The organism is Granulicella sp. S190 (genome assembly GCF_009766095.1).
In the GTDB taxonomy this organism is placed as follows: Bacteria; Acidobacteriota; Terriglobia; order Terriglobales; family Acidobacteriaceae; genus Edaphobacter.
Window position 1 is genome coordinate 622,681 of sequence record NZ_LMUD01000014.1, and the last position, 18,374, is coordinate 641,054.

Sequence of the window (18,374 nt, forward strand, 5' to 3'; positions counted from 1 at the left end):
GCCGTGACTGGAGACACTTACCATCGCCGCCACGCATCCCCACCTCCATCAACGCTTACGAACCCGACCCTCACAGCACCTCGCTAAATTCAGCTTTTTAACCTTCTGAAAATCAATCACCCTTTGCTATCCTCATGCCAGTGTCCGATCTAAAGTTTGCACAACCCGCTCGACGTAACCTGCTGGCACCGGTCCTACTGGCGTTTCTGATCCTTGGCATCACTCTTGCCCTCGTCATGCGCTTCACCCCGCGCAGAACAGCGGAGATGGATATCCTCCACACCACCGTCTACCCCGCCCACACCGTCTTCAAAGGCGAATCCATCCTCGTCGGCCACGACCAGGCCCAGGACGATCTCTACGTCCTCACCACCCTCCGCGTCACCGACGGCCTTCACCTCCCGCTCTTCCTCAAAGACTTCACCGCCACCCTCACCACCGGCGACGGCCAGGAGTTCACCACCAGCGCCGTCGAAAAAGACGACTTCACCAATCTCTACACCTCCTTCCCCGCCCTCAAGCCCCTCGCCTCCGACCCTCTCCTCCGCGAGACCATGATTAACCCCGGCCAATCCGCTCAGGGCATGATTCTCCTCCACTTCCCCGTCTCCCAAACCGTCTGGGATCACCGCCGCACCGCCGTCCTCAACGTCGACCTCTACCACCAGGGCCAACAGGGCGTCATGATCAGCCGCGCCAGCGAAGCCATCCCCTCACACTCCTCAAAGCTCGCCAACTAGCTCAGAGCGCTCCCACACCGAACTCAAACTAAACCGTAAACTGAAGTTATGACCCGCCGCCGCTGGATCGCCGACACCTGGACCGACACCACCGCCACCCTTACCGGAGACCAGGCCGCCCACCTCGCCCGCGTCCTCCGAGCCGAAGCCGGCCAGGTCTACGACGTCGTCTCCAACGGCTTCCTCCACCGGGCCGAGATCACCCGCGTCACCGCCGGAGCCGGCGATCAAGATTACGAAGTCCTCTTCACCCTCCACGAAGAGCTCGAATCCGACGCCGCCCTTCCCCTCCATCTCCTCCTAGCCGTCTTCAAGTTTGACCACATGGAGTGGGCCATCGAAAAAGCCACCGAACTAGGCATCGCAAAGATCACACCCATCCTCGCCCGTCGCACCGAAAAACACCTCGCCCAATCCGCTCTCAAGCGCTCCGAACGCTGGCGACGCATCGCCCTCGAAGCCTCCAAGCAATCCCGCCGCACCGATATCCCCGACATCGCCGATCCCATCCCTCTCAAACAAGCTCTCGAACAGGAACACTCCCTAATCCGCATCCTGCTAAGCGAAACCGAGCAATCCCTCACCCTCGCCTCAGCGCTCGACAACTCAAACCCAAGCGCAAACGATTGGAAGACATGCCGGGTACCCCATCCATCGCAGCCTTATCGCGATGAGTGGGAGGAACAATCTTCCATCACCAGCATCACCCACGCTATCGCCATCGGCCCCGAAGGCGGCTGGACTCCCGAAGAGATGTCTCTCTTCACTCAACATCAATGGCAGCCCGTAACCCTCGGCCCCCGCATCCTCCGCGCCGAAACCGCCGCCATCGCCGCCATCGCCATCGCTTCCACGCATCTCCACTAGCGCAACAGGCTGCCCGAAAAGAGAAGTTACTTCGGGCAGCCTCTCACTTTTATTTGAAGAGGTTAAACGTAATCCCAGCCTTGGCGACAAAGCTGTTATTCCAGTTGCCATTGTCCTGATTCGTCGCCATATACTCTCCCGGTACCAACTGCAACGCCAACCTCCGCGAGATCTTATAGTCCAACCCGATCCCACCGATCGCCGCCGGATTCCAGTCCGCTACTCCACCGCCCTGTTGTGTCGTCCGAATCTCTCCACCCTCAAGAAACACGAACGGCGTCACCTTCGATCTCGGTGCAAACGTAAACCGTGGTCCCGCAGCCATCAGTACCTGGTTCGTCCCATCAGCAATCGAACGCGTATACAGACCCGAGAACTCCGCCTGCAGCCCAACATACTTGGTGAAGTTCACCTCCGGAACCGCCGACCACCCCATCTGACTTCGACTGGCGCCCTGCAGATCCTGCGCGTACCGGTATACGTAGCTCACGGTAAACGAACCAACCGGCGTGTCCTTCCGCGGCTTCGCAAACAGTCCGCGGCTAAAGAAACCATCCTTACCCTCCGAGGTCTGCGGAGAGCTCTGAATCGAAGCTGCCGGCGCTGCAACCTCTCCGACCGTGCTGGACACTGACGAACTGGCGATCTCTGGACTCTGGGAATAAAGCGCAGCAGGAAAGACGATTAGGGCGATAAAACAGATTTTAAGCATGGTTCTCCTAAGGCCGCCAAAGGCGGAGTTTGCTGTAAACGTTGGTACATATTGATTTAGAGACTATTCCCTCTAGCTGAATAGATGTCGTTAGCACCCGCAACGTTGCGCGAAAACCAACCCGGTCTCAGCAGAAATCTCTAAATCCGGACACTCGTCGCAAAGAAAATGCCTGGGCTATAGCCCAGGCATCTCCCCATCGCACACTAGCTCGCTCACCGGCTGCGTCGCTGACTAGCTGAAAATATCCTTCACCTTCTCAAACAGCCCACGCGACGTCGGCGTATTCTCCACCACCATCGTCTCGCTCAACTGCTTCAGTAACTCTCGCTGTTGCTTATTCAGCTTGCCCGGCGTCTGCACTCGAATCTCCACAATCAAATCGCCCTTGCCATGCAAGTTCAGATGCGGCACACCCTTACCCTTCAGCTTAAAGGCCTTCCCGCTCTGCGTTCCTTCGGGCACCTTGATCGTAGCCGCACCCTCAAGCGTCTGAATCTCCAGCTCTGTTCCCAACGCCGCCTGCGGAAACGAGATCGGCATCACGCAGTGCAGATCATCCCCATCACGCTCGAAGAACTTATGCGCCTTCACGCTCAGCACCACGTACAGATCCCCGGCAGGTCCGGCAAACTTGCCCGCCTCGCCCTCGCCCGAGTAACGAATCCGCGTATCCTGCTCCACGCCCGCCGGCACCTTCACCATAATCGTGTGCTCTCTCGTCACCCGCGTCTCACCCTTGCACGTCTGGCACGGATCAACAATCAACGTCCCCGTCCCTCCGCACACCGAGCAGGTACGCGCCACCGAAAAGAACCCCTGCTGAAATCTCTGCTGTCCGCGGCCGCCGCACTGCGTACAGGTCACCGGAGCCTTACCCTTAGCCGCGCCTGAGCCCCTGCAATCGATGCAGGTCTCCATGCGCCGAATGGTAATCTCCTTCTCCTTGCCGAAGACCGCCTCCTCGAACTCAAGCTTCATGTCGTACCGCAGATCGCGCCCGCGCTGCACCCGCGAACTCTGCTGCCGGCCATTGCCGCCCATGTTGAACATCTCACCGAAAAGATCGCCGAAGATGTCCCCCAGGTCTTGCGCATTGCCGCTGAACCCGCCGCCGCCAAACGGACCACCCGCCCCGCCGCCGTTCTGAAACGCAGCATGTCCATACCGGTCATACGCCGCGCGCTTCTCCGCGTCGCTCAACACCGAGTAGGCCTCGCCGCACTCCTTGAACTTCTCCTCCGCAGAGGGATCGTCCGGGTTCCGGTCCGGGTGATACTGCATCGCAAGCTTGCGATAAGCGGTCTTCAACTCCTGGTCGCTCGCATCCCGCGAAACACTCAATACTTCGTAGTAGTCAACCTTCGTCACGTTTGCCGTCGCCATGTTCTTAAAAATCGCTTTCTAATCTCTCTTGCTTTTGTACTTGCTGCTGCACTCGCACTTGCTGTTGCCTGTTCTTTTGTTGTCATCCCGTAGGGATCTGCGGTTGCACTTGCTGTTGCACTCGCACTTGTCTGCTCTTTTGTTGTCATCCTGTAGGGATCTGCTTCAGTCGTCCAAAAAACAAGACAGGCCTGCCAGCCAACAGCAAGCCCGCCCTTCAATCCCTAATCCGTAACCTGATCCGGATTCGCCGCAATCCTCACCAGCGCCGGCCGCAACAGCTTCTCGCGGATCTTGTATCCGCGCCGAATCTCCTCCAGAACCTGATGGTCCGGGAACTCCTTCGTTTCGATGCTTCCCAACGCCTCGTGGATTCGAGGGTCGAACTGCGCCCCAACGGTCTCAACCGCCTGCACATTCAACCCCTTCAGCGCGTCTTCCATCTGCTTCAGGATTAACTCCACACCGCCGCGAAGCTGCTCCGCCGTCCCATTCGCCTTCAGCGCAAGCTGAAAGTTATCCATCACGCCCAGAAACGGCTCCACGGTACTCGAAACCGTGTAATCCCGCGAATCCGCCCGCTCCTTCGCCTCGCGCTTCCGCGCATTGTCGAACTCGGCCTGCAGCCGTGCCAACCGGTCCAGCAGCTGATCCCGTTCGCCCTTCACCTGCTCCAGCTCAGCCTGTACGGGACTCATCTCGCTAATCGGCTCAACCTCAGAACCCACAGCCACCTCCGGGTCAACAACTCCCTGCCCGTTCATCTCATCCTGCATCTCTTTAGAACTCCTCATAGTGCTACCTCTTCTATTGTTGCCCATCCGGGCCCATCGCGCGAACTGCTCCTTCGCGTTCACCTCGAAAATCCTCTGCCTGCTCTTCCGGCCCCGAGCGTCCTCTCAACAAACTTCAAAATCCCACCTCAATCACAGCCGCAAAAATAAATCCTCAAATGGTGGCGCATCTTTAGTGGCTCGAAAAATGACGTCCAAAACACCACATCCACCACACAAAGCACCACGCTTACACCACCAAAACACCACGTCCAAACACCGCACTTTCTCAAAAACCCCAGCAAAAACCGCACTCCACCACGTCCAGAAAAAAACTCCACAAATTCAATCCACGGGATGCAGCATCCGGTCGAAGACCTGCGCGATATAACTCACAGCGTTCATCGTGTTCTCATAATGCATCCGCTTCGGCCCAATCACTCCCACCGTCCCGCGACTCTCCCCGCCCATCCGCGCCGGCGCTGCAATCAGCACAAGCCCTGCCATCTCAGGCGCTTGCTCCTCTAAATCAAACACCACGCGAACGCTCTCCTGTCGCGCATCGATGTACGCATTTAACAGCTCCACCAGCCGCTGCTTCGCCTCGAGCGCCGTCAAAACCTCGCGTAGCCGTTCGCTATCCTCTTGAGAACCAACAAGATTCGCCACCCCATCCACATAAACCGTCTGCACCGGCACCCCGCTCTCCGGCACCGTCTTCACCCAAAGCTGCTGCACAGAGTTCAGCAATCGCTGATACTCGCTCTTCTCCCTCTCCACCAGCCGGGCGATCTCTGCCCGTACCCGCTCCACGCTCCATCCACGAAAGTTCTCATTCAGGAAGTTCGCCGCAACTTCTAACTCCCTCAGTGTCAGGTCTTTATCAAGCGCCAGTACCCGGTCCCGCACCAGCCCGCTCCGCGTCACCACCACCGCCAGCACGCGAGCCGGAGCCAGCCGCGAAAAGTGCACATGCTCCAGCATGTCCCCATCCGCCGCAGCCGCAATCGCCACGCCCACACCGCTCGAAAGCGTAGCCAGCACATGCGAAGTACGCTCCAGCACCGCTTGAGTCCCCGCAACTCCAACAAAACTAAGATCGATCTGTGATCTTGACCGCGCCGACAACCGGGCGGCATCGACCCGCGGATTCACCCCGCCGCTCAACTGCTCCACGAACATTCGAAAAGCTCGCGCCGTCGGCACTCGCCCCGCCGAAGTATGTGGCTGCTCCAAGAGCCCCGCATCGGCTAGCTCCGCCATCTCATTCCGCACCGTAGCTGGACTAAGCCCAGAGCTTTCACCAGTTTGCAGACGCGCTATCGTACCCGAACCTACTGGCTCGCCTGTCTCAATGTAGCTTTCAATTATGGCCGTCAGAATAGCTCTCTGCCGCGCCGTGACCCGCTCCGCATCCGCCATTCGTTCCTCCACACCTTAACTCTACGCCAGCCGTCAATAACCCCATCACGCTAACACTTCAACCCCCAAAGAAGGGCATTCTGCCCTCAGGAGATCTCCAAGACATCCTCGCTCTTTGCACCAATCTCCTTCGCCTTTTCCGCCACCTTCGCCGCTATCTCATAGAAACTCCTGGCCAACTTGGAGTCCGGCCCTGCCAGCGACACGGGCAAACCCTTGTCTCCTCCTTCGCGAATCTGCGGATCCAGCTCCACCCCACCCAGAAACTCCAGCCCGAACTGCGCCGCAGTCCGCTCCGTCCCTCCAGCACCAAATACATCAATCACTTGGCCATCGGGCAGAGTCATCTGCGACATGTTCTCTACCATGCCGATAATCTCCACCTTCACCTGGTGAAACATCTCCAGCGCCTTCCGAGCGTCCTGCAACGCCACACCCGAACCGGTAGAAACCACAACCGCCCCAGTCAAAGGCACCGTCTGCACCAGCGAGATCACCACATCCCCTGTCCCTGGAGGTAGATCGATAATCAGAAAATCCAGCTCTCCCCACTCCACTTGCTGCAGAAATTGTCGGATAATCTGGTGCAACATCGGCCCACGCATCACCATAGGCTTATCGCCCGGAGAGATCAGCCCCACCGAAATAAACTTCACGCCATGCGACAGGATCGGCTCAATCCTGTTCTCCCCCACAATATTCGGCTGCCGCGAAACACCGAGCATCATCGGCACGTTCGGACCATAGATATCCGCATCGATCAGACCCACCCTGTATCCCAGCTTCCCCAGCGAAACCGCCAGATTCACCGCAACCGTCGTCTTCCCTACCCCGCCCTTACCACTACCAACCGCCACAACGTGCGCCACTCCCGGCAGCGCCTGCGGCCCCTGCGGTGCTCCTGCTCCCATATGTCCCATGACTTTCTCCTGTCGATTCCGTATCGTTTCGTATGCAGCGAAGAGGCGGGCTACAAGTTAGACATGCCAGCCAGCGCCCAAAGCAAGCCGCATCTCTTTCTTTCTTTGCGTCTCTCCTCCGCGCATCTCCCGCCGTCGCCCCGCATCCTCAAACCTGCGCTTTTGATGCTCTGTTTCCGGCACTACCTGCGGGACCACCAACCTGTTTCCCTCCCGATCGACCGCTACAAAGGTGAGGTAAGCAGAAGAAACATGCCGCAGATGCTGCTCGCGTACATCCTCCACCATCACGCGAACCCCAACTTCCATAGACGTCCGGAACGCCCGATTCACACTGGCTTTCAAGATCAGCAGCTCCCCAACCTTGACCGGGGCCACAAAATCCAGGTGATCCATCGAGGCCGTTACAGTGATCGCCCGGGCATGTCGGCTAGCGGCCATCGCGCCCACCAGGTCGATATACTGCATCAAGCGGCCGCCAAACAAATTTCCCAACGCATTCGAGTCCGTCGGAAATACAATCTCACTGCGCTCCGACTGCGACTCAGCCACTGTCCGTTCCGAAACCAAATCGCTCATTCCTACAAGTCTAAATCGGCGCAAAGCTGCGTGCCGAAGACCAGCCGCCGCACCCCCAAGCCAACAGCACCTCACTCAATAGAATCAACCCGCCATACGCGAATCAACCTCTCAAACTTGCCAATCCAGCCCTAAACACCGCACCATCGATCTATGGACAAGATCGCCGCCCTTACCGAAATCCTTACCGCCGACCCTACCAACGCCTTCGCCCGCTACGGTCTTGCGATGGAGCACATTAGCCAGGGGCGAATCGACACCGCACTCGCTGAGTTCACCACGCTTATCCAGCACAGTCCCGATTACGTTCCCGCTTACCAGATGTCGGCTCAGACTCTGGCCAAGCTAGGTCGCACCCAAGAGGCTCTTGACCGCCTACATCAGGGCATCGCCACTGCCAACCGCACCAACAATCAGCACGCCCTCGCCGAAATGGAAGCGCTTCGCGACGACCTTTCTACTTAAAACCTAGCCACAATCGCGATGCACTGTTCACACTGAAAATTCAAGGCCCTTTGTTTCAACTGCACTTCCATCCGAACCCTTCATCGCCGCCAAACATCTATACTTAGACATGGCGACCACACTCCCGACCACCTTAGGTTCTCTTCGCGCCAGCGAATTCACTCCAGCACGCCTCGCCCGGAGCGTCAAAGATGAGCTACGTGAAAATCTTATCGCCAAGCTGCGCAGCTCTGCGAAGACCAAGGCTCCGCTCTTCCCTGGCATCGTTGGGTATGAGGATACGGTCGTGCCTCAGATCGTTAACGCCGTCCTCTCGAAACACAACTTCATTCTTCTAGGACTACGCGGTCAAGCTAAATCCCGCATCCTACGCTCGCTTACCACGTTGCTTGACCCTCACTGCCCTTATATTGCTGGCTCCGAGATCCGGGATAATCCCTATGCCCCCATCTCCAAGTTCAGCCGGGATCTGATCACGAAGATGGGTGACGAAACGCCCATCGCATGGATGACACCCGACGACCGCTTCGTTGAAAAACTCGCCACTCCCGATGTCACCGTGGCCGATCTCGTCGGGGACATCGACCCCATCAAGGCCGCGCGCAGCAACCAGGATCTGGGCAGCGAGCTTACCATGCACTATGGTCTGCTGCCTCGTGCAAACCGCGGTATCTTCGCTATCAACGAGGTTCCCGACCTCGCCGGAAAGATTCAAGTTGCTCTTTTCAACATCATGCAGGAAGGCGACGTCCAGATTAAAGGCTACCCTGTTCGCCTGCCGCTTGATGTAGCCATCGTCTTCTCTGCCAATCCCGAGGACTATACCGCGCGCGGCAAGATCGTCACTCCTCTTAAAGACCGCATCGGAAGCGAGATCCGCACGCACTATCCCGAAGAAGTAGAAGAAGGCATCACCATCACCGCTCAGGAAGCATGGTCCAACCGCCCATCCTCCAAGATCGAAATCCCCCACTACATTCGCCAGATCGTGGAACAAATCGCCTTCACCGCGCGCGAAGATAAAAAAGTAGACAAGCGCAGCGGCGTCTCCCAGCGCCTCCCAATCAGCACCATGGAGCTAGTTGTCTCGAACGCGGAGCGCCGTGCCCTTCTTCACGACGAAGCCGTCGCCGTCCCACGTGTGGGCGACATCTACACCGCTTTGCCGGGCATCAGCGGCAAAATCGAACTCGAGTACGAAGGCGAAATGCGCGGAGCCGACACGGTTATTCGCGAGATTATTCGCCAGTCTGTCGCCACTGTCTTCGACAAATACTTTGCCGCTACCAACACCCAGCAGATCGAGCAATGGTTCAACCTCGGCGGTACCGTGCAGCTCAACGATGCCCAACCTTCCATCGGTTCGCTGGAAGAGTTAAAGCAGATTCAAGGTCTCATTGAAAAGCTCTCGCCTCTCGAAATTAACTCCAAGTCCAAACCAGAGATAGCCGTGAGCGCTGCAGAGTTTCTCCTCGAGGGAATGTACGCTCACAAACGCCTCAGCCGCACAGAAGAGCGCGCCTTCAGTGCAGCTGAGAAGAAATCCCGCAACGACCAGGCATCGCAGTACGCAGAAAAGCTGCGGGAACGAGAGAGCGAACGCGACGACTATGCAAAAAATCGAACGCGACGAGGCTTTAACTAAAAGGCGATGATGCAATCATCTTGAAAGAGTGCCTAAGAGGCACTCTCCTTACGTCAAAACACTATGCTATTGACCTCCACCCTCGCGCTTCTAACACTTGCGGTCCCACCGGAAAAGCCACGCCCTCATCTACCTGCCGAGCAACTCAACGATATCGCCACGATCCTGGCCCATGACGAAGGCTGGCCACTCGGCAATCCCGACTACACTCTTGATCCTATGAAGCCTGACACCGATGACGGCTTCGACAGCATCGGCATCTATAAAAAAGCGCATCTCGTCCGCATGTACTCAGTCGACCGCACCACTGGGGAGGTCGTCGACTTCCTACGCGGCTGCCAAATCTTTCGGTTCGACGATATCAAGGGCTTCCAGGCAAAAATCAAAGAGCAATCGCATATGCCCGCTCTCACTGACAAACAGCTGGCAGCGAAGGCTGGCTGCCGCCAACTCACTGTCGTTAATACCCGCTGGGTCCACTAGGTCGATACTATGAAGCGCATTCGATACACAAAATTCACCGGAGATCTTGCCTCCTCCTTCGGACTCGAAGACCTCATGCAGGCGCTCTCGGACTTCCTGCTCGACTCCGGCTTTCAGGACCCTCTGTCGCGCTTCCAGGAGTTCGATGGCGACCAAACCATGGACAACCTCCGCGAGGCTATCAAGCAAGCACTCGAATCTGGCGAGCTCTTCGATGACGAAGCGCAAGAAAAATTTGAAGCGCTCTCCGAGGATCAAGTCGAAGAGCTCATCGATCAGATCATCCAGAAGATGCAGGAGCAGAACTTCATCAATGCGGAGCTGCCCGAGCAAGGCCAAGGCCAACAAGGCGATGGCAACGGAGAAGCGCGCTTCGAAGTTACCGATAAGGGCATGGACTTCCTCGGATATAAAGCCCTCCGCGAACTTCTCGGGCCTTTGGGAAAATCCAACCTCGGCCGCCATGACACCCGCCATGAGGCTTCAGGCGTCGAAACCAACGGCAGCAGCAAACTCTACGAGTTCGGCGACACCCTCAATCTCGACATCACTGCCACGCTCTCCAGTGTCTTCGCTCGCGAAGGACTCGCGACCGCTATCGAAGGTGAAGAGCATGCGCCGCTCAACATCTACCACTCCGATATCCACGTCCATCAATCCGACTATCAATCCTCGTGCGCAACCGTAGTCCTGCTCGACTGCTCTCACTCGATGATTCTTTATGGCGAAGACCGCTTCACGCCAGCGAAACGCGTCGCAATGGCCCTCTCGCATCTCATTCGCACCCAGTTCCCCGGCGACACCCTCAACCTCGTTCTCTTCCACGATACCGCCGAAGAGATACCGATCTCGCAACTCCCTCGCGTCAAGGTAGGTCCGCACTACACCAACACCCGCGAAGGCCTCCGCATGGCGCAGCGAATTCTCGCTCGTCAAAATAAAGATATGAAGCAGATCGTTATGATCACAGACGGCAAACCCTCGGCGCTCACTCTGCCTGATGGCCGTATCTATAAGAACGCCTTCGGCCTCGACCCACTCGTTATCTCCGAGACGCTCGAAGAGGTCAGTCGCTGCAAGCGATCGAACATCATGATTAACACCTTTATGCTCGCCAGCGACTTCTCTCTGATGCAATTCGTGCAGAAGATCAGCGCTATGTGCCGCGGCAAAGCTTACTTCACCACGCCGGAGAATCTCGGCAACTACCTTTTAATGGACTTCATGTCTCGCCGCATGAAGACTGTTCACTAGGTTCAGCGAATCATTCCCGCAAAACTGGGAGTGTGGCAGATCTAATTCTTCCCGCCGCTCTTGTCTGCTACGTCTTTCTCCCCTGAGTGCCGAAGATCAAGCCCGAACTTCGGAGCCGACTTCGTTCCGCTTATCTTCACCGGAATCTCTGCGCCTGCGCCATTTTTCTTGAAGAACGGGTCCACCGGTTTCAGCAAGATCGACTTCCAGCGCGATGCCACCATCTGCGAGATCTTCGCATCCGTTCGCACCTTGCCCGCGAACTCAAACCGCTCTCCGTCGAGCGAGTACTCTCCGGCCAACGCTACGGTCGCTCCGGGAAGTGAATAATCCAATTTACTAAAATTCAGCTTCCCTTCTTCCATGACAAACTGTCCCACCATCCGCGACTGCACATCGGCGGCGCCTGGCTTTGCAGCCTTAGGATCACCCTGAGCGCGGAGGCTCAACATATCCACCTTGTCCTCCACCGCAGGATTAGTGAAATGAATCTGTGTCAAGGTAAATCCACTCTTCAATCCAATCTTCTTGGACACACTCTCGGGGCCCGGACGAATGTGCAACTTCGTCTTTATCTGAATGCGCCCGGTCATCACAACGGGTGTTGTCTTCACCGCGAGTTGTAAAAAGTCTTGAATCTGGCCCGAGGACACGTTCACATCAAGATCGATGATGTGCCCCTTCCCCTTCACGTTGATCACGGCCCCGCTGCACGTGAACTTCGATCCACCTAACCGCGCCTCTACCGGCTGCAAATAAGTATCACCGCTCGTCCCGTCGACAATTGCGTGAAACTTCGTATGCAGAGGTACGCCATAGTTAGCTGTATCCAACGAGAAATTTGGCGTCTCGGTCGTCCCATCCACAATGATCTTATTCAGCTGTCCGCTAAACTCACCGACAGAAGATAGTATCCCGCCAATTCCATTGATCGTATTTAGATCCACGTGATCGAACGTATACTTTCCTGTCACAGTCGAGTCGCCTGGACTCTCGTTATTCCAAGGCCCGAAGGTCCCCGTCGCATGGATATCGCCCCTTGGGATAGCGTTCACTAGCGTCGCGTCGTATTTCCACGATGCATCCGGCCCGACGTTTCGCATCACGATATGGCTTAACTCAAAATCTTTCGGATCTTTATCCGGCTTGCTCGTCCCGATAATCAGCTTCGAATCATCGAACACAATCTCATCCACCAACATTTTGATTTTGCCAAGATGGCGCTGCCCTTTTGGTACCTGCTGCCGCATCTCCCGAGGTGGGATATGAATCGCCATTCCTTGTACATGTACCGTGCCCACATGCATCGGCTTTACAAATAGTCCCAATAGATTCGCACGAAACGAAAATCGTCCCAGCGATATCAGGGGATCTGTATCTCCAGCCTCGACTACTTCGTCTACAGGATAGATTCGAAGTCCTTCGCCAGAGACTTCAAGTCCCTTCAGAACCGAAACGGAGAGCTTATCCAGTTCAACCTTGCTATCAAAGCGGGTACTGAGTGTCTCAATGACGCGACCTTTTAAAATAGGCACAGCTCGATGCACCGTCACCTCACCGATCACGGCAAGAATCACAACAGCCAGCAGCAACGAGACAGAGATCCAGCCCCACACTCCCCGCCTCCTCGATCTTCCTGAACCTGTCGTCCGTTCTTGTATCTCTTCGGTCACAATCTTTCACTGATTTGTTGGATGCTAATAACACCGCACGCGTTCCCTAGAACAACCAGATGCAAAAGTTTTGTTGAATGCCTTTGACTGATTTGCTACAAACTGGGCTTTCTTCCGCCGCGTTCTCGCCAAAGCCGATACAGTCCCCAAGCGGCGATAGAACAATTGTCCACAATCGTCCCATTAAGGATCATTCCTTCAAACTCCTCGACTCGCACACGCCGCACTACAAGATCGCTCTCCTCTACGTCCGGATCGGCCACCCCCACTGTCAATCCCTCCGCAAGAAAAACATGCTGCTTCTGATTCATCACGCCATATGCAATCTGTAGAGTTGACAGGTGTGTCATCTTCTCTGCGGTCAGCCCTGTCTCTTCCTTCAACTCTCCCCGGGCAAGATCCTCCGGCACCACCTCAGCCACCTCCCACCCGCCCTGGGGGAACTCCGGGTACCGCCCTCCGACGGTATACCGAAACTGCTCGACCAGATACACAAACTCACCCTCAGCCCCCGTCTCGAGAGGGATCACAATACACGCTGGATCTTTATCGACCACTCCATAGATCCCTCGCTTACCATTCGCCCGCTCGATCACATCTTCCCGCACACTCGTCCACGGATTTCTATAGACCTCACGGCTGCTGATCGTCTTGATCGTCACAATCCCTCCATCGCCGTCACTACTCAGGAACTGAAAACTCCAGGTGCGAGGGATACTTCTCCGAACCATAGATCGAAATGGTCTGCTCCTGATAAGCCCCTGCGGGAGCGCTCATAATGTTCGGAACAAATGTCTGTGGATTCCTGTCATACAGCGGGAACCAGCTCGACTGAACCTCAACCATAATCTTGTGTCCCTTCAAAAAAGTGTGATCCGCTCCGTGCAAGCTCCACTTGTATTCGGCTACCTTGTTCGGAGCCAACGCCTCTGGATTCTCAAAGCTCTTCCCATATCTTCCGCGAAAGATCTCATCCACAATCATCAGCTGATACCCTGCCATCGGCGCCGGCGCATCGTCGGGATAAACATCGATCAGCTTGATGATAAAATCACCATCAGTGCCCGTCGTCGCAGCAAACAGATCCGCAACCACATCACCCGTGACGGTGACATCCTTCTCCAGCACCGGCGTTGAAAAATTAGCTAAATCCTTCCGCCCGCTGACAAACCGCTGATCTTCCACCAGCCACGTTCGCCATTTGGATCCGTCCCCATACGTCGCCTGTATAGGACGGTTGCGATAGGGCACAGGATTCTCAGGGTCCGCTACATAAGACCCCGCTACAGCCTGTTGACTCTGCGCAGGCGGCGCAAAGCTCAACGCCTTATCCTTGTTCAGATATAAACTTGCCGGCTTGAATCCCACCTTGGGAGGCCACGAGTCGTATCGCTTCCACTCGTTCACGCCCGTTCGAAAGCTTGCTGTATCCTTCAGCTCAAAGCCCGGCTTGTCCTTGAGATACTTTTCAAAGAAGGGAGCCTCAATCGTCTTCCGATACTCTTCGCCCGTGGCCTGTCCGAAGTCTACTTGGCCGAGCGTGCGTCCGTAACCACCCCACCCACCGTGATTCCATGGCCCCAATACCAGGAATACCTCGTGCGTCGTATCATGCGGTTTCAGTGCAGCGTACTCCGCCTGTGTCCCCCACATATCCTCTTGATCCCACCATCCGCCAACTTCCAGCGTCGGAACCTCCACCTTCGTCAGATGTTTTTGTACCGCCATGTCCTGCCAGAACTTTGTGTACGAAGGCTGCGTCAAAAACACCTTCGCAGTCGGGAGATTCTCCATCTTCGCCGCGGCTGCCGCCCCTGCAAAGTTCCGGTTGTGCAGAAAGAAATCAAACGTGTCCTCTTTGCTCTGCACCCGTGCATCGGTCTTCTGCCCCTCTAGCTGCTGGACGTAGTCAAACCCATATGTCTCGCGGAACGCCCCATTGTGGAAGAAGTCATCCCCCATCCACACATCGGTCATCGGAGCCTGCGGACTTACTGCCTTCACCGCCGGATGCGCATCGATTCCCGCGCTCATCGCGAGGAACCCTGGATACGACACCCCGAAAACTCCTATCTTGCCATCGTTATTCGGAACATTCTTAAGCAGCCAGTCGATGGTGTCATGCGTATCCGTCGTCTCGTCCACATCGTTACTGGTGTTGTGCGCGACGATGGCGCGGTTCATCACAAACTGGCCCTCGCTCTTATATCGCCCGCGAATATCAGCATAGACAAAGATGTATCCACTCGCCGCCAACTCAGGCTTCGTCGCGTTCACTGCATTCGACGTCATTGAGTCCACACCATATGGGGTCCGCTGCATTAGAAACGGCAGTTTCTCGCCCGTCGCAGAACCCTCCGGCCTCAGGATGACCGCGTGCAGTTTGACGCCATCGCGCATCGGCATCATCACCTCTTGCCGCGTGTAAGAGCGGAAGTGATTCAGTTTTGCGCCAACCTCGTTGAAGCGTGAAAAGTGAGTTTCACCCGGATTCCGCCCCGAGTTGGCCACAAACCTTAGCCCAGAGATCTTACCCCGCGCATCGCGTACAAAGCTCACATCGAAGCGGCCGCCTTCTATTGCGAAGTGGTCCGGCCCCACCGCCGTCAGCGTCGCTGGAGCGTTCTTCTCACCCTCAATCGTCAGGGTGGTCCCATTGAGGTTCACCGCCATCACGAGGTCAGGATCTTCCTGCTCGCGGTATTGCCCTACATACTCCCCGATTTTGTCGATAGGCTGCAAAGCAGTATGCGTCTTAGCTGCCTTCTCTATCCCTTGCGCACCAGGCGAAGCTACCAAACAGGAGAAAATAAACGCAGCGCAGCAGCCATAGATCTTCATCAAGCAAAAACCTCCAAATGAATTGAATTCTTTGAACTCGAGAATGGGACAGACAGAAGTAAATCGCTCCAGCCGAATCACCGCGATCCACTCAGTTTCTACAGGCGAAACAATACAAATAACTCCTACCGTGAACACATGCCCAATTAAATTAGTACGTTCGGCCAGCTACCGACGCTTAGTAAGTTCTGGTTCGAGACTCGCGCCGAGCCAAATGGCCGCGACCCATCCGGCGATTCTTTTCGCAAACGAATGGGGTCACGGTCAATGAAACTTGTTAGGTCAGAATTCCTTCAGGGCTCGCTGCGCATTGGAAGCCTACGCGGTTGTGAGCGCCGTCGCAGAAAGGACGCTTCTCGCTGGCCCCGCAGCGGCATAACGAAATCGCCGGTTTGCCAGTTAGATCCCACTCTTTGCCGTCTGCGTCTTTCAAAATGATGTGCCCCTCGACCCGCAGTGGGCCGTTGGGTCGAACTGTGATCTTTACCGCTTCTTCTGACATCGTTCAGTACTCTCTCTCTTGCTAAGGATGGGTTCAGCATAGCAAAATCGCAGCGAGCAAAGCGCGAGCTGTTTCGATGGAGAGACCATCCCTTCAACGAAACCCATCAGACGACATCCACTTCCATCTCATCTACATAACACCAGCCCCAGCTCTCACCCGGCTCAATCGACCGCATAATCGCATGCTGTGTCTTATGAAAGTGTTTGGTCGCATGCTTATGAAGAGACGAATCGCAGCAGCCTACATGGCCGCACTCCAGGCACATCCGCAGATGCACCCAGGTACTGCCAATCTTCAGACACTCCTCACAACCTTTAGCCGATGGCTTGACTTTACGAATCTGATTCAGATGAGTACATTCCATGGAGCACCTGCCTTCGCCCCGATTCTATCCTCAGTAGCTCAGCCAGCGCATGCCCCACCCATCAATCTCCCAATCCCTCTGTGATCCCATACTCCTTCAACTTCCGGTAGAGGGTCGTCTTGCCAATCCCGAGCAGCTTTGCCGCCATCAGCTTATCGCCCTTCAACTGCCGGATCGTCCCAAGAATTGCGCGCTTCTCCATCTCCGCAATCGACAGCACAGCGCTATCTTGCGATACTCCTGTTAATTCATTTTTTTCTGCCCCATTCTCCTCCGCAGCGTGTACCGTCGCTCCTCGCTGCAGGCGAAAGTTTTGCAACTGAGTCGGCAGATCTCCCATATGGAGCACAGGTCCCGACGAAAGTGCACAGGCCCGTTCAATCGCGTTCTCCAGCTCTCGCACATTGCCGGGCCAGTCATATTCGGCCATCACCCGCAGCGTAGTATCAGAGAAGGTTCTTACCGTCCCGCTCTCCTTCTCCATCTGCTGCAGAAAATGCGTTGCCAGTACGGCAATATCCTCTCGCCGATCCCGCAGTGGCGGAATCCGCAGGTTCACCACATTCAAACGGAAATAGAGATCCTTCCGAAATCGGCCATGCTCGACCATGGCCGCGAGATCACGGTTGGTCGCTGCCAGCACGCGCGCCGAGATTGGCCTCGCCTGCGTCGCCCCCACAGGTCGAACCTCCTTCTCCTGGAGTGCGCGCAGAAGCTTCGCCTGCAGATCCAACGGCAGCTCGCCCACCTCGTCCAGAAATACTGTCCCACCTTCCGCAGACGCCAACAGTCCTTCCTTCGCTCTATCTGCTCCGGTAAACGCCCCCTTGACGTGTCCGAAGAGCTCACTCTCAATCAACGTCGGCACCAATGATCCGCAGTCTACCGGCACAAACGGCTTCGCTGCATTGGGCCCATTAAAGTGAATGGACCGCGCCACCAGCTCCTTCCCTGTTCCACTCTCTCCGAGGATCAAAACCGGATGGGTCGAATAAGCTACCTTCGACAAAATCCGGTAGAGCTTCTCCATCTCAGGAGATCGGCCCACTAACCCGCCCATTCCTTGCTGCGTCCTCAGCCTCTCCCTCAGCTGCCGGCTCTGCACGTCCATATGGAGTTGCTGTCCCGTCCGTTCCAGCACTGCCGTCAACTCCTCCAACGCAAACGGCTTCGTCAGGTAATCCCCTGCACCAATCCGCATCGCCTCTACCGCGGATGATACCGTCGCAAACGCAGTCATCACGATGACCGCCATATCCGGATGCAGCGCCTTAACCTGTTCCAACAGGGGCAACCCGCCGCCGCCCGGCAACTTCAGATCGAGCAATAGCAGATCGATCCGCCGTTGCTTCAAGATCGCCCGCGCCGCTGTTGCACTCTCAGCGCCTGCTACTTCAAATCCCATACCCACGGCAATATGGCAGCAGGCTGTCCGCACGGCATCATCATCGTCGACCACCAGCACATGGAGCAGACCAAAGTTCTCCGCAGAGCCATTCTGCGTCTCCGTACCCGAACCACCCACTGACGACACACCTACCAACACTCCTGATGGGTCATCCGTCTTCTCGTCGCCGCCCATCTTAATCCCGTCGCTCAACATTGGCATCTCTCCGCACCTGCAGCTCTTCCATCTGCCACTCCCAAACTCATCTCTCTCAACACGCGACCCACCCTGCCTCTGCCCTTAGCACTGTCTGCACTCTCACCTCACTTTCAATCAACCCGTCTCTTGACATGGCTTC

The 18,374-nt window shown here is 56.3% G+C and carries 18 protein-coding genes; 6 read left to right on the plus strand and 12 right to left on the minus strand.

What is annotated here, in order from left to right:
• Positions 1–134 precede the first annotated feature (134 nt).
• Together GSQ94_RS09155 and GSQ94_RS09160 are read left to right on the plus strand one after the other, a co-directional pair.
• Complete coding sequence (locus tag GSQ94_RS09155; protein ID WP_158943227.1) at positions 135–740, plus strand: hypothetical protein; 606 nt, start codon at positions 135–137, stop codon at positions 738–740.
• A 48-nt stretch (positions 741–788) separates the two neighbouring features.
• Positions 789–1,607, plus strand: a complete 819-nt coding sequence (locus tag GSQ94_RS09160) for a 16S rRNA (uracil(1498)-N(3))-methyltransferase (RefSeq protein ID WP_158943228.1) — start codon at positions 789–791, stop codon at positions 1,605–1,607.
• Between the two features lie 49 nt (positions 1,608–1,656).
• Here the strand turns inward: GSQ94_RS09160 and GSQ94_RS09165 are convergent, their stop codons facing one another.
• The 6 genes from GSQ94_RS09165 to GSQ94_RS09190 form a co-directional block, all read right to left on the minus strand.
• The gene (locus tag GSQ94_RS09165) at positions 1,657–2,319 is read right to left on the minus strand and encodes a hypothetical protein (protein WP_158943229.1); all 663 of its coding nucleotides are present in this window, start codon (positions 2,317–2,319) and stop codon (positions 1,657–1,659) included.
• A gap of 234 nt (positions 2,320–2,553) precedes the next feature.
• Complete coding sequence (gene dnaJ / locus GSQ94_RS09170; protein WP_371417484.1) at positions 2,554–3,690, minus strand: molecular chaperone DnaJ; 1,137 nt, start codon at positions 3,688–3,690, stop codon at positions 2,554–2,556.
• Positions 3,691–3,929: 239 nt separating this feature from the next.
• On the minus strand, positions 3,930–4,499 hold the full coding sequence (locus GSQ94_RS09175) for a nucleotide exchange factor GrpE (protein ID WP_158943233.1): 570 nt from the start codon (positions 4,497–4,499) through the stop codon (positions 3,930–3,932).
• A gap of 324 nt (positions 4,500–4,823) precedes the next feature.
• Positions 4,824–5,900: a heat-inducible transcriptional repressor HrcA gene (gene hrcA / locus GSQ94_RS09180; protein WP_158943235.1), complete on the minus strand. Its 1,077-nt coding sequence runs from the start codon at positions 5,898–5,900 to the stop codon at positions 4,824–4,826.
• Positions 5,901–5,986: 86 nt separating this feature from the next.
• Positions 5,987–6,820 (minus strand): Mrp/NBP35 family ATP-binding protein, encoded by an 834-nt coding sequence (locus GSQ94_RS09185; protein ID WP_158943237.1) that lies wholly within the window; start codon positions 6,818–6,820, stop codon positions 5,987–5,989.
• A gap of 57 nt (positions 6,821–6,877) precedes the next feature.
• Positions 6,878–7,399 carry an acyl-CoA thioesterase gene (locus GSQ94_RS09190; protein ID WP_158943239.1) on the minus strand — a complete coding sequence of 174 codons (522 nt, stop codon included), beginning with the start codon at positions 7,397–7,399 and terminating at the stop codon, positions 6,878–6,880.
• A 153-nt stretch (positions 7,400–7,552) separates the two neighbouring features.
• Between GSQ94_RS09190 and GSQ94_RS09195 the strand changes: the two genes are divergently transcribed.
• From GSQ94_RS09195 to GSQ94_RS09210, 4 genes are all read left to right on the plus strand, one after another.
• On the plus strand, positions 7,553–7,864 hold the full coding sequence (locus GSQ94_RS09195) for a tetratricopeptide repeat protein (protein WP_158943240.1): 312 nt from the start codon (positions 7,553–7,555) through the stop codon (positions 7,862–7,864).
• A 109-nt stretch (positions 7,865–7,973) separates the two neighbouring features.
• A complete protein-coding gene (locus tag GSQ94_RS09200) occupies positions 7,974–9,509 on the plus strand; it encodes a sigma 54-interacting transcriptional regulator (protein WP_158943242.1) in 1,536 nt (511 codons plus the stop codon).
• A 63-nt stretch (positions 9,510–9,572) separates the two neighbouring features.
• Positions 9,573–9,992 carry a hypothetical protein gene (locus GSQ94_RS09205; protein ID WP_158943245.1) on the plus strand — a complete coding sequence of 140 codons (420 nt, stop codon included), beginning with the start codon at positions 9,573–9,575 and terminating at the stop codon, positions 9,990–9,992.
• A gap of 9 nt (positions 9,993–10,001) precedes the next feature.
• On the plus strand, positions 10,002–11,246 hold the full coding sequence (locus GSQ94_RS09210; protein ID WP_158943246.1) for a VWA domain-containing protein: 1,245 nt from the start codon (positions 10,002–10,004) through the stop codon (positions 11,244–11,246).
• Positions 11,247–11,287: 41 nt separating this feature from the next.
• Here GSQ94_RS09210 and GSQ94_RS09215 read toward each other — a convergent pair whose 3' ends face one another.
• From GSQ94_RS09215 to GSQ94_RS09240, 6 genes are all read right to left on the minus strand, one after another.
• On the minus strand, positions 11,288–12,862 hold the full coding sequence (locus tag GSQ94_RS09215; RefSeq protein ID WP_158943247.1) for an AsmA-like C-terminal region-containing protein: 1,575 nt from the start codon (positions 12,860–12,862) through the stop codon (positions 11,288–11,290).
• A gap of 152 nt (positions 12,863–13,014) precedes the next feature.
• On the minus strand, positions 13,015–13,581 hold the full coding sequence (locus GSQ94_RS09220) for an NUDIX hydrolase (RefSeq protein ID WP_158943248.1): 567 nt from the start codon (positions 13,579–13,581) through the stop codon (positions 13,015–13,017).
• Positions 13,582–13,600: 19 nt separating this feature from the next.
• On the minus strand, positions 13,601–15,760 hold the full coding sequence (locus tag GSQ94_RS09225) for a CocE/NonD family hydrolase (protein ID WP_254063765.1): 2,160 nt from the start codon (positions 15,758–15,760) through the stop codon (positions 13,601–13,603).
• Between the two features lie 277 nt (positions 15,761–16,037).
• Positions 16,038–16,262 carry a CDGSH iron-sulfur domain-containing protein gene (locus tag GSQ94_RS09230; RefSeq protein ID WP_158943249.1) on the minus strand — a complete coding sequence of 75 codons (225 nt, stop codon included), beginning with the start codon at positions 16,260–16,262 and terminating at the stop codon, positions 16,038–16,040.
• A 106-nt stretch (positions 16,263–16,368) separates the two neighbouring features.
• Positions 16,369–16,629, minus strand: coding sequence for a ubiquitin carboxyl-terminal hydrolase 14 (locus GSQ94_RS09235; protein ID WP_158943250.1), 261 nt, complete (start codon positions 16,627–16,629; stop codon positions 16,369–16,371).
• A gap of 61 nt (positions 16,630–16,690) precedes the next feature.
• Positions 16,691–18,238, minus strand: a complete 1,548-nt coding sequence (locus GSQ94_RS09240; protein ID WP_254063756.1) for a sigma-54 dependent transcriptional regulator — start codon at positions 18,236–18,238, stop codon at positions 16,691–16,693.
• Positions 18,239–18,374 lie beyond the last annotated feature (136 nt).

Bases quoted from the DNA above. Each gene is read 5' to 3' on its own strand.
- GSQ94_RS09210 (WP_158943246.1), top strand. From the start codon at position 10,002: ATGAAGCGCATTCGATACACAAAATTCACCGGAGATCTTGCCTCCTCC.
- GSQ94_RS09195 (WP_158943240.1), top strand. From the start codon at position 7,553: ATGGACAAGATCGCCGCCCTTACCGAAATCCTTACCGCCGACCCTACC.
- GSQ94_RS09165 (WP_158943229.1), bottom strand. From the start codon at position 2,319: ATGCTTAAAATCTGTTTTATCGCCCTAATCGTCTTTCCTGCTGCGCTT.
- GSQ94_RS09185 (WP_158943237.1), bottom strand. From the start codon at position 6,820: ATGGGACATATGGGAGCAGGAGCACCGCAGGGGCCGCAGGCGCTGCCG.
- GSQ94_RS09205 (WP_158943245.1), top strand. From the start codon at position 9,573: ATGCTATTGACCTCCACCCTCGCGCTTCTAACACTTGCGGTCCCACCG.
- hrcA (WP_158943235.1), bottom strand. From the start codon at position 5,900: ATGGCGGATGCGGAGCGGGTCACGGCGCGGCAGAGAGCTATTCTGACG.
- GSQ94_RS09225 (WP_254063765.1), bottom strand. From the start codon at position 15,760: ATGAAGATCTATGGCTGCTGCGCTGCGTTTATTTTCTCCTGTTTGGTA.
- GSQ94_RS09235 (WP_158943250.1), bottom strand. From the start codon at position 16,629: ATGGAATGTACTCATCTGAATCAGATTCGTAAAGTCAAGCCATCGGCT.
- GSQ94_RS09230 (WP_158943249.1), bottom strand. From the start codon at position 16,262: ATGTCAGAAGAAGCGGTAAAGATCACAGTTCGACCCAACGGCCCACTG.
- GSQ94_RS09240 (WP_254063756.1), bottom strand. From the start codon at position 18,238: ATGCCAATGTTGAGCGACGGGATTAAGATGGGCGGCGACGAGAAGACG.
- GSQ94_RS09155 (WP_158943227.1), top strand. From the start codon at position 135: ATGCCAGTGTCCGATCTAAAGTTTGCACAACCCGCTCGACGTAACCTG.
- GSQ94_RS09200 (WP_158943242.1), top strand. From the start codon at position 7,974: ATGGCGACCACACTCCCGACCACCTTAGGTTCTCTTCGCGCCAGCGAA.
- GSQ94_RS09160 (WP_158943228.1), top strand. From the start codon at position 789: ATGACCCGCCGCCGCTGGATCGCCGACACCTGGACCGACACCACCGCC.
- GSQ94_RS09175 (WP_158943233.1), bottom strand. From the start codon at position 4,499: ATGAGGAGTTCTAAAGAGATGCAGGATGAGATGAACGGGCAGGGAGTT.
- GSQ94_RS09190 (WP_158943239.1), bottom strand. From the start codon at position 7,399: ATGAGCGATTTGGTTTCGGAACGGACAGTGGCTGAGTCGCAGTCGGAG.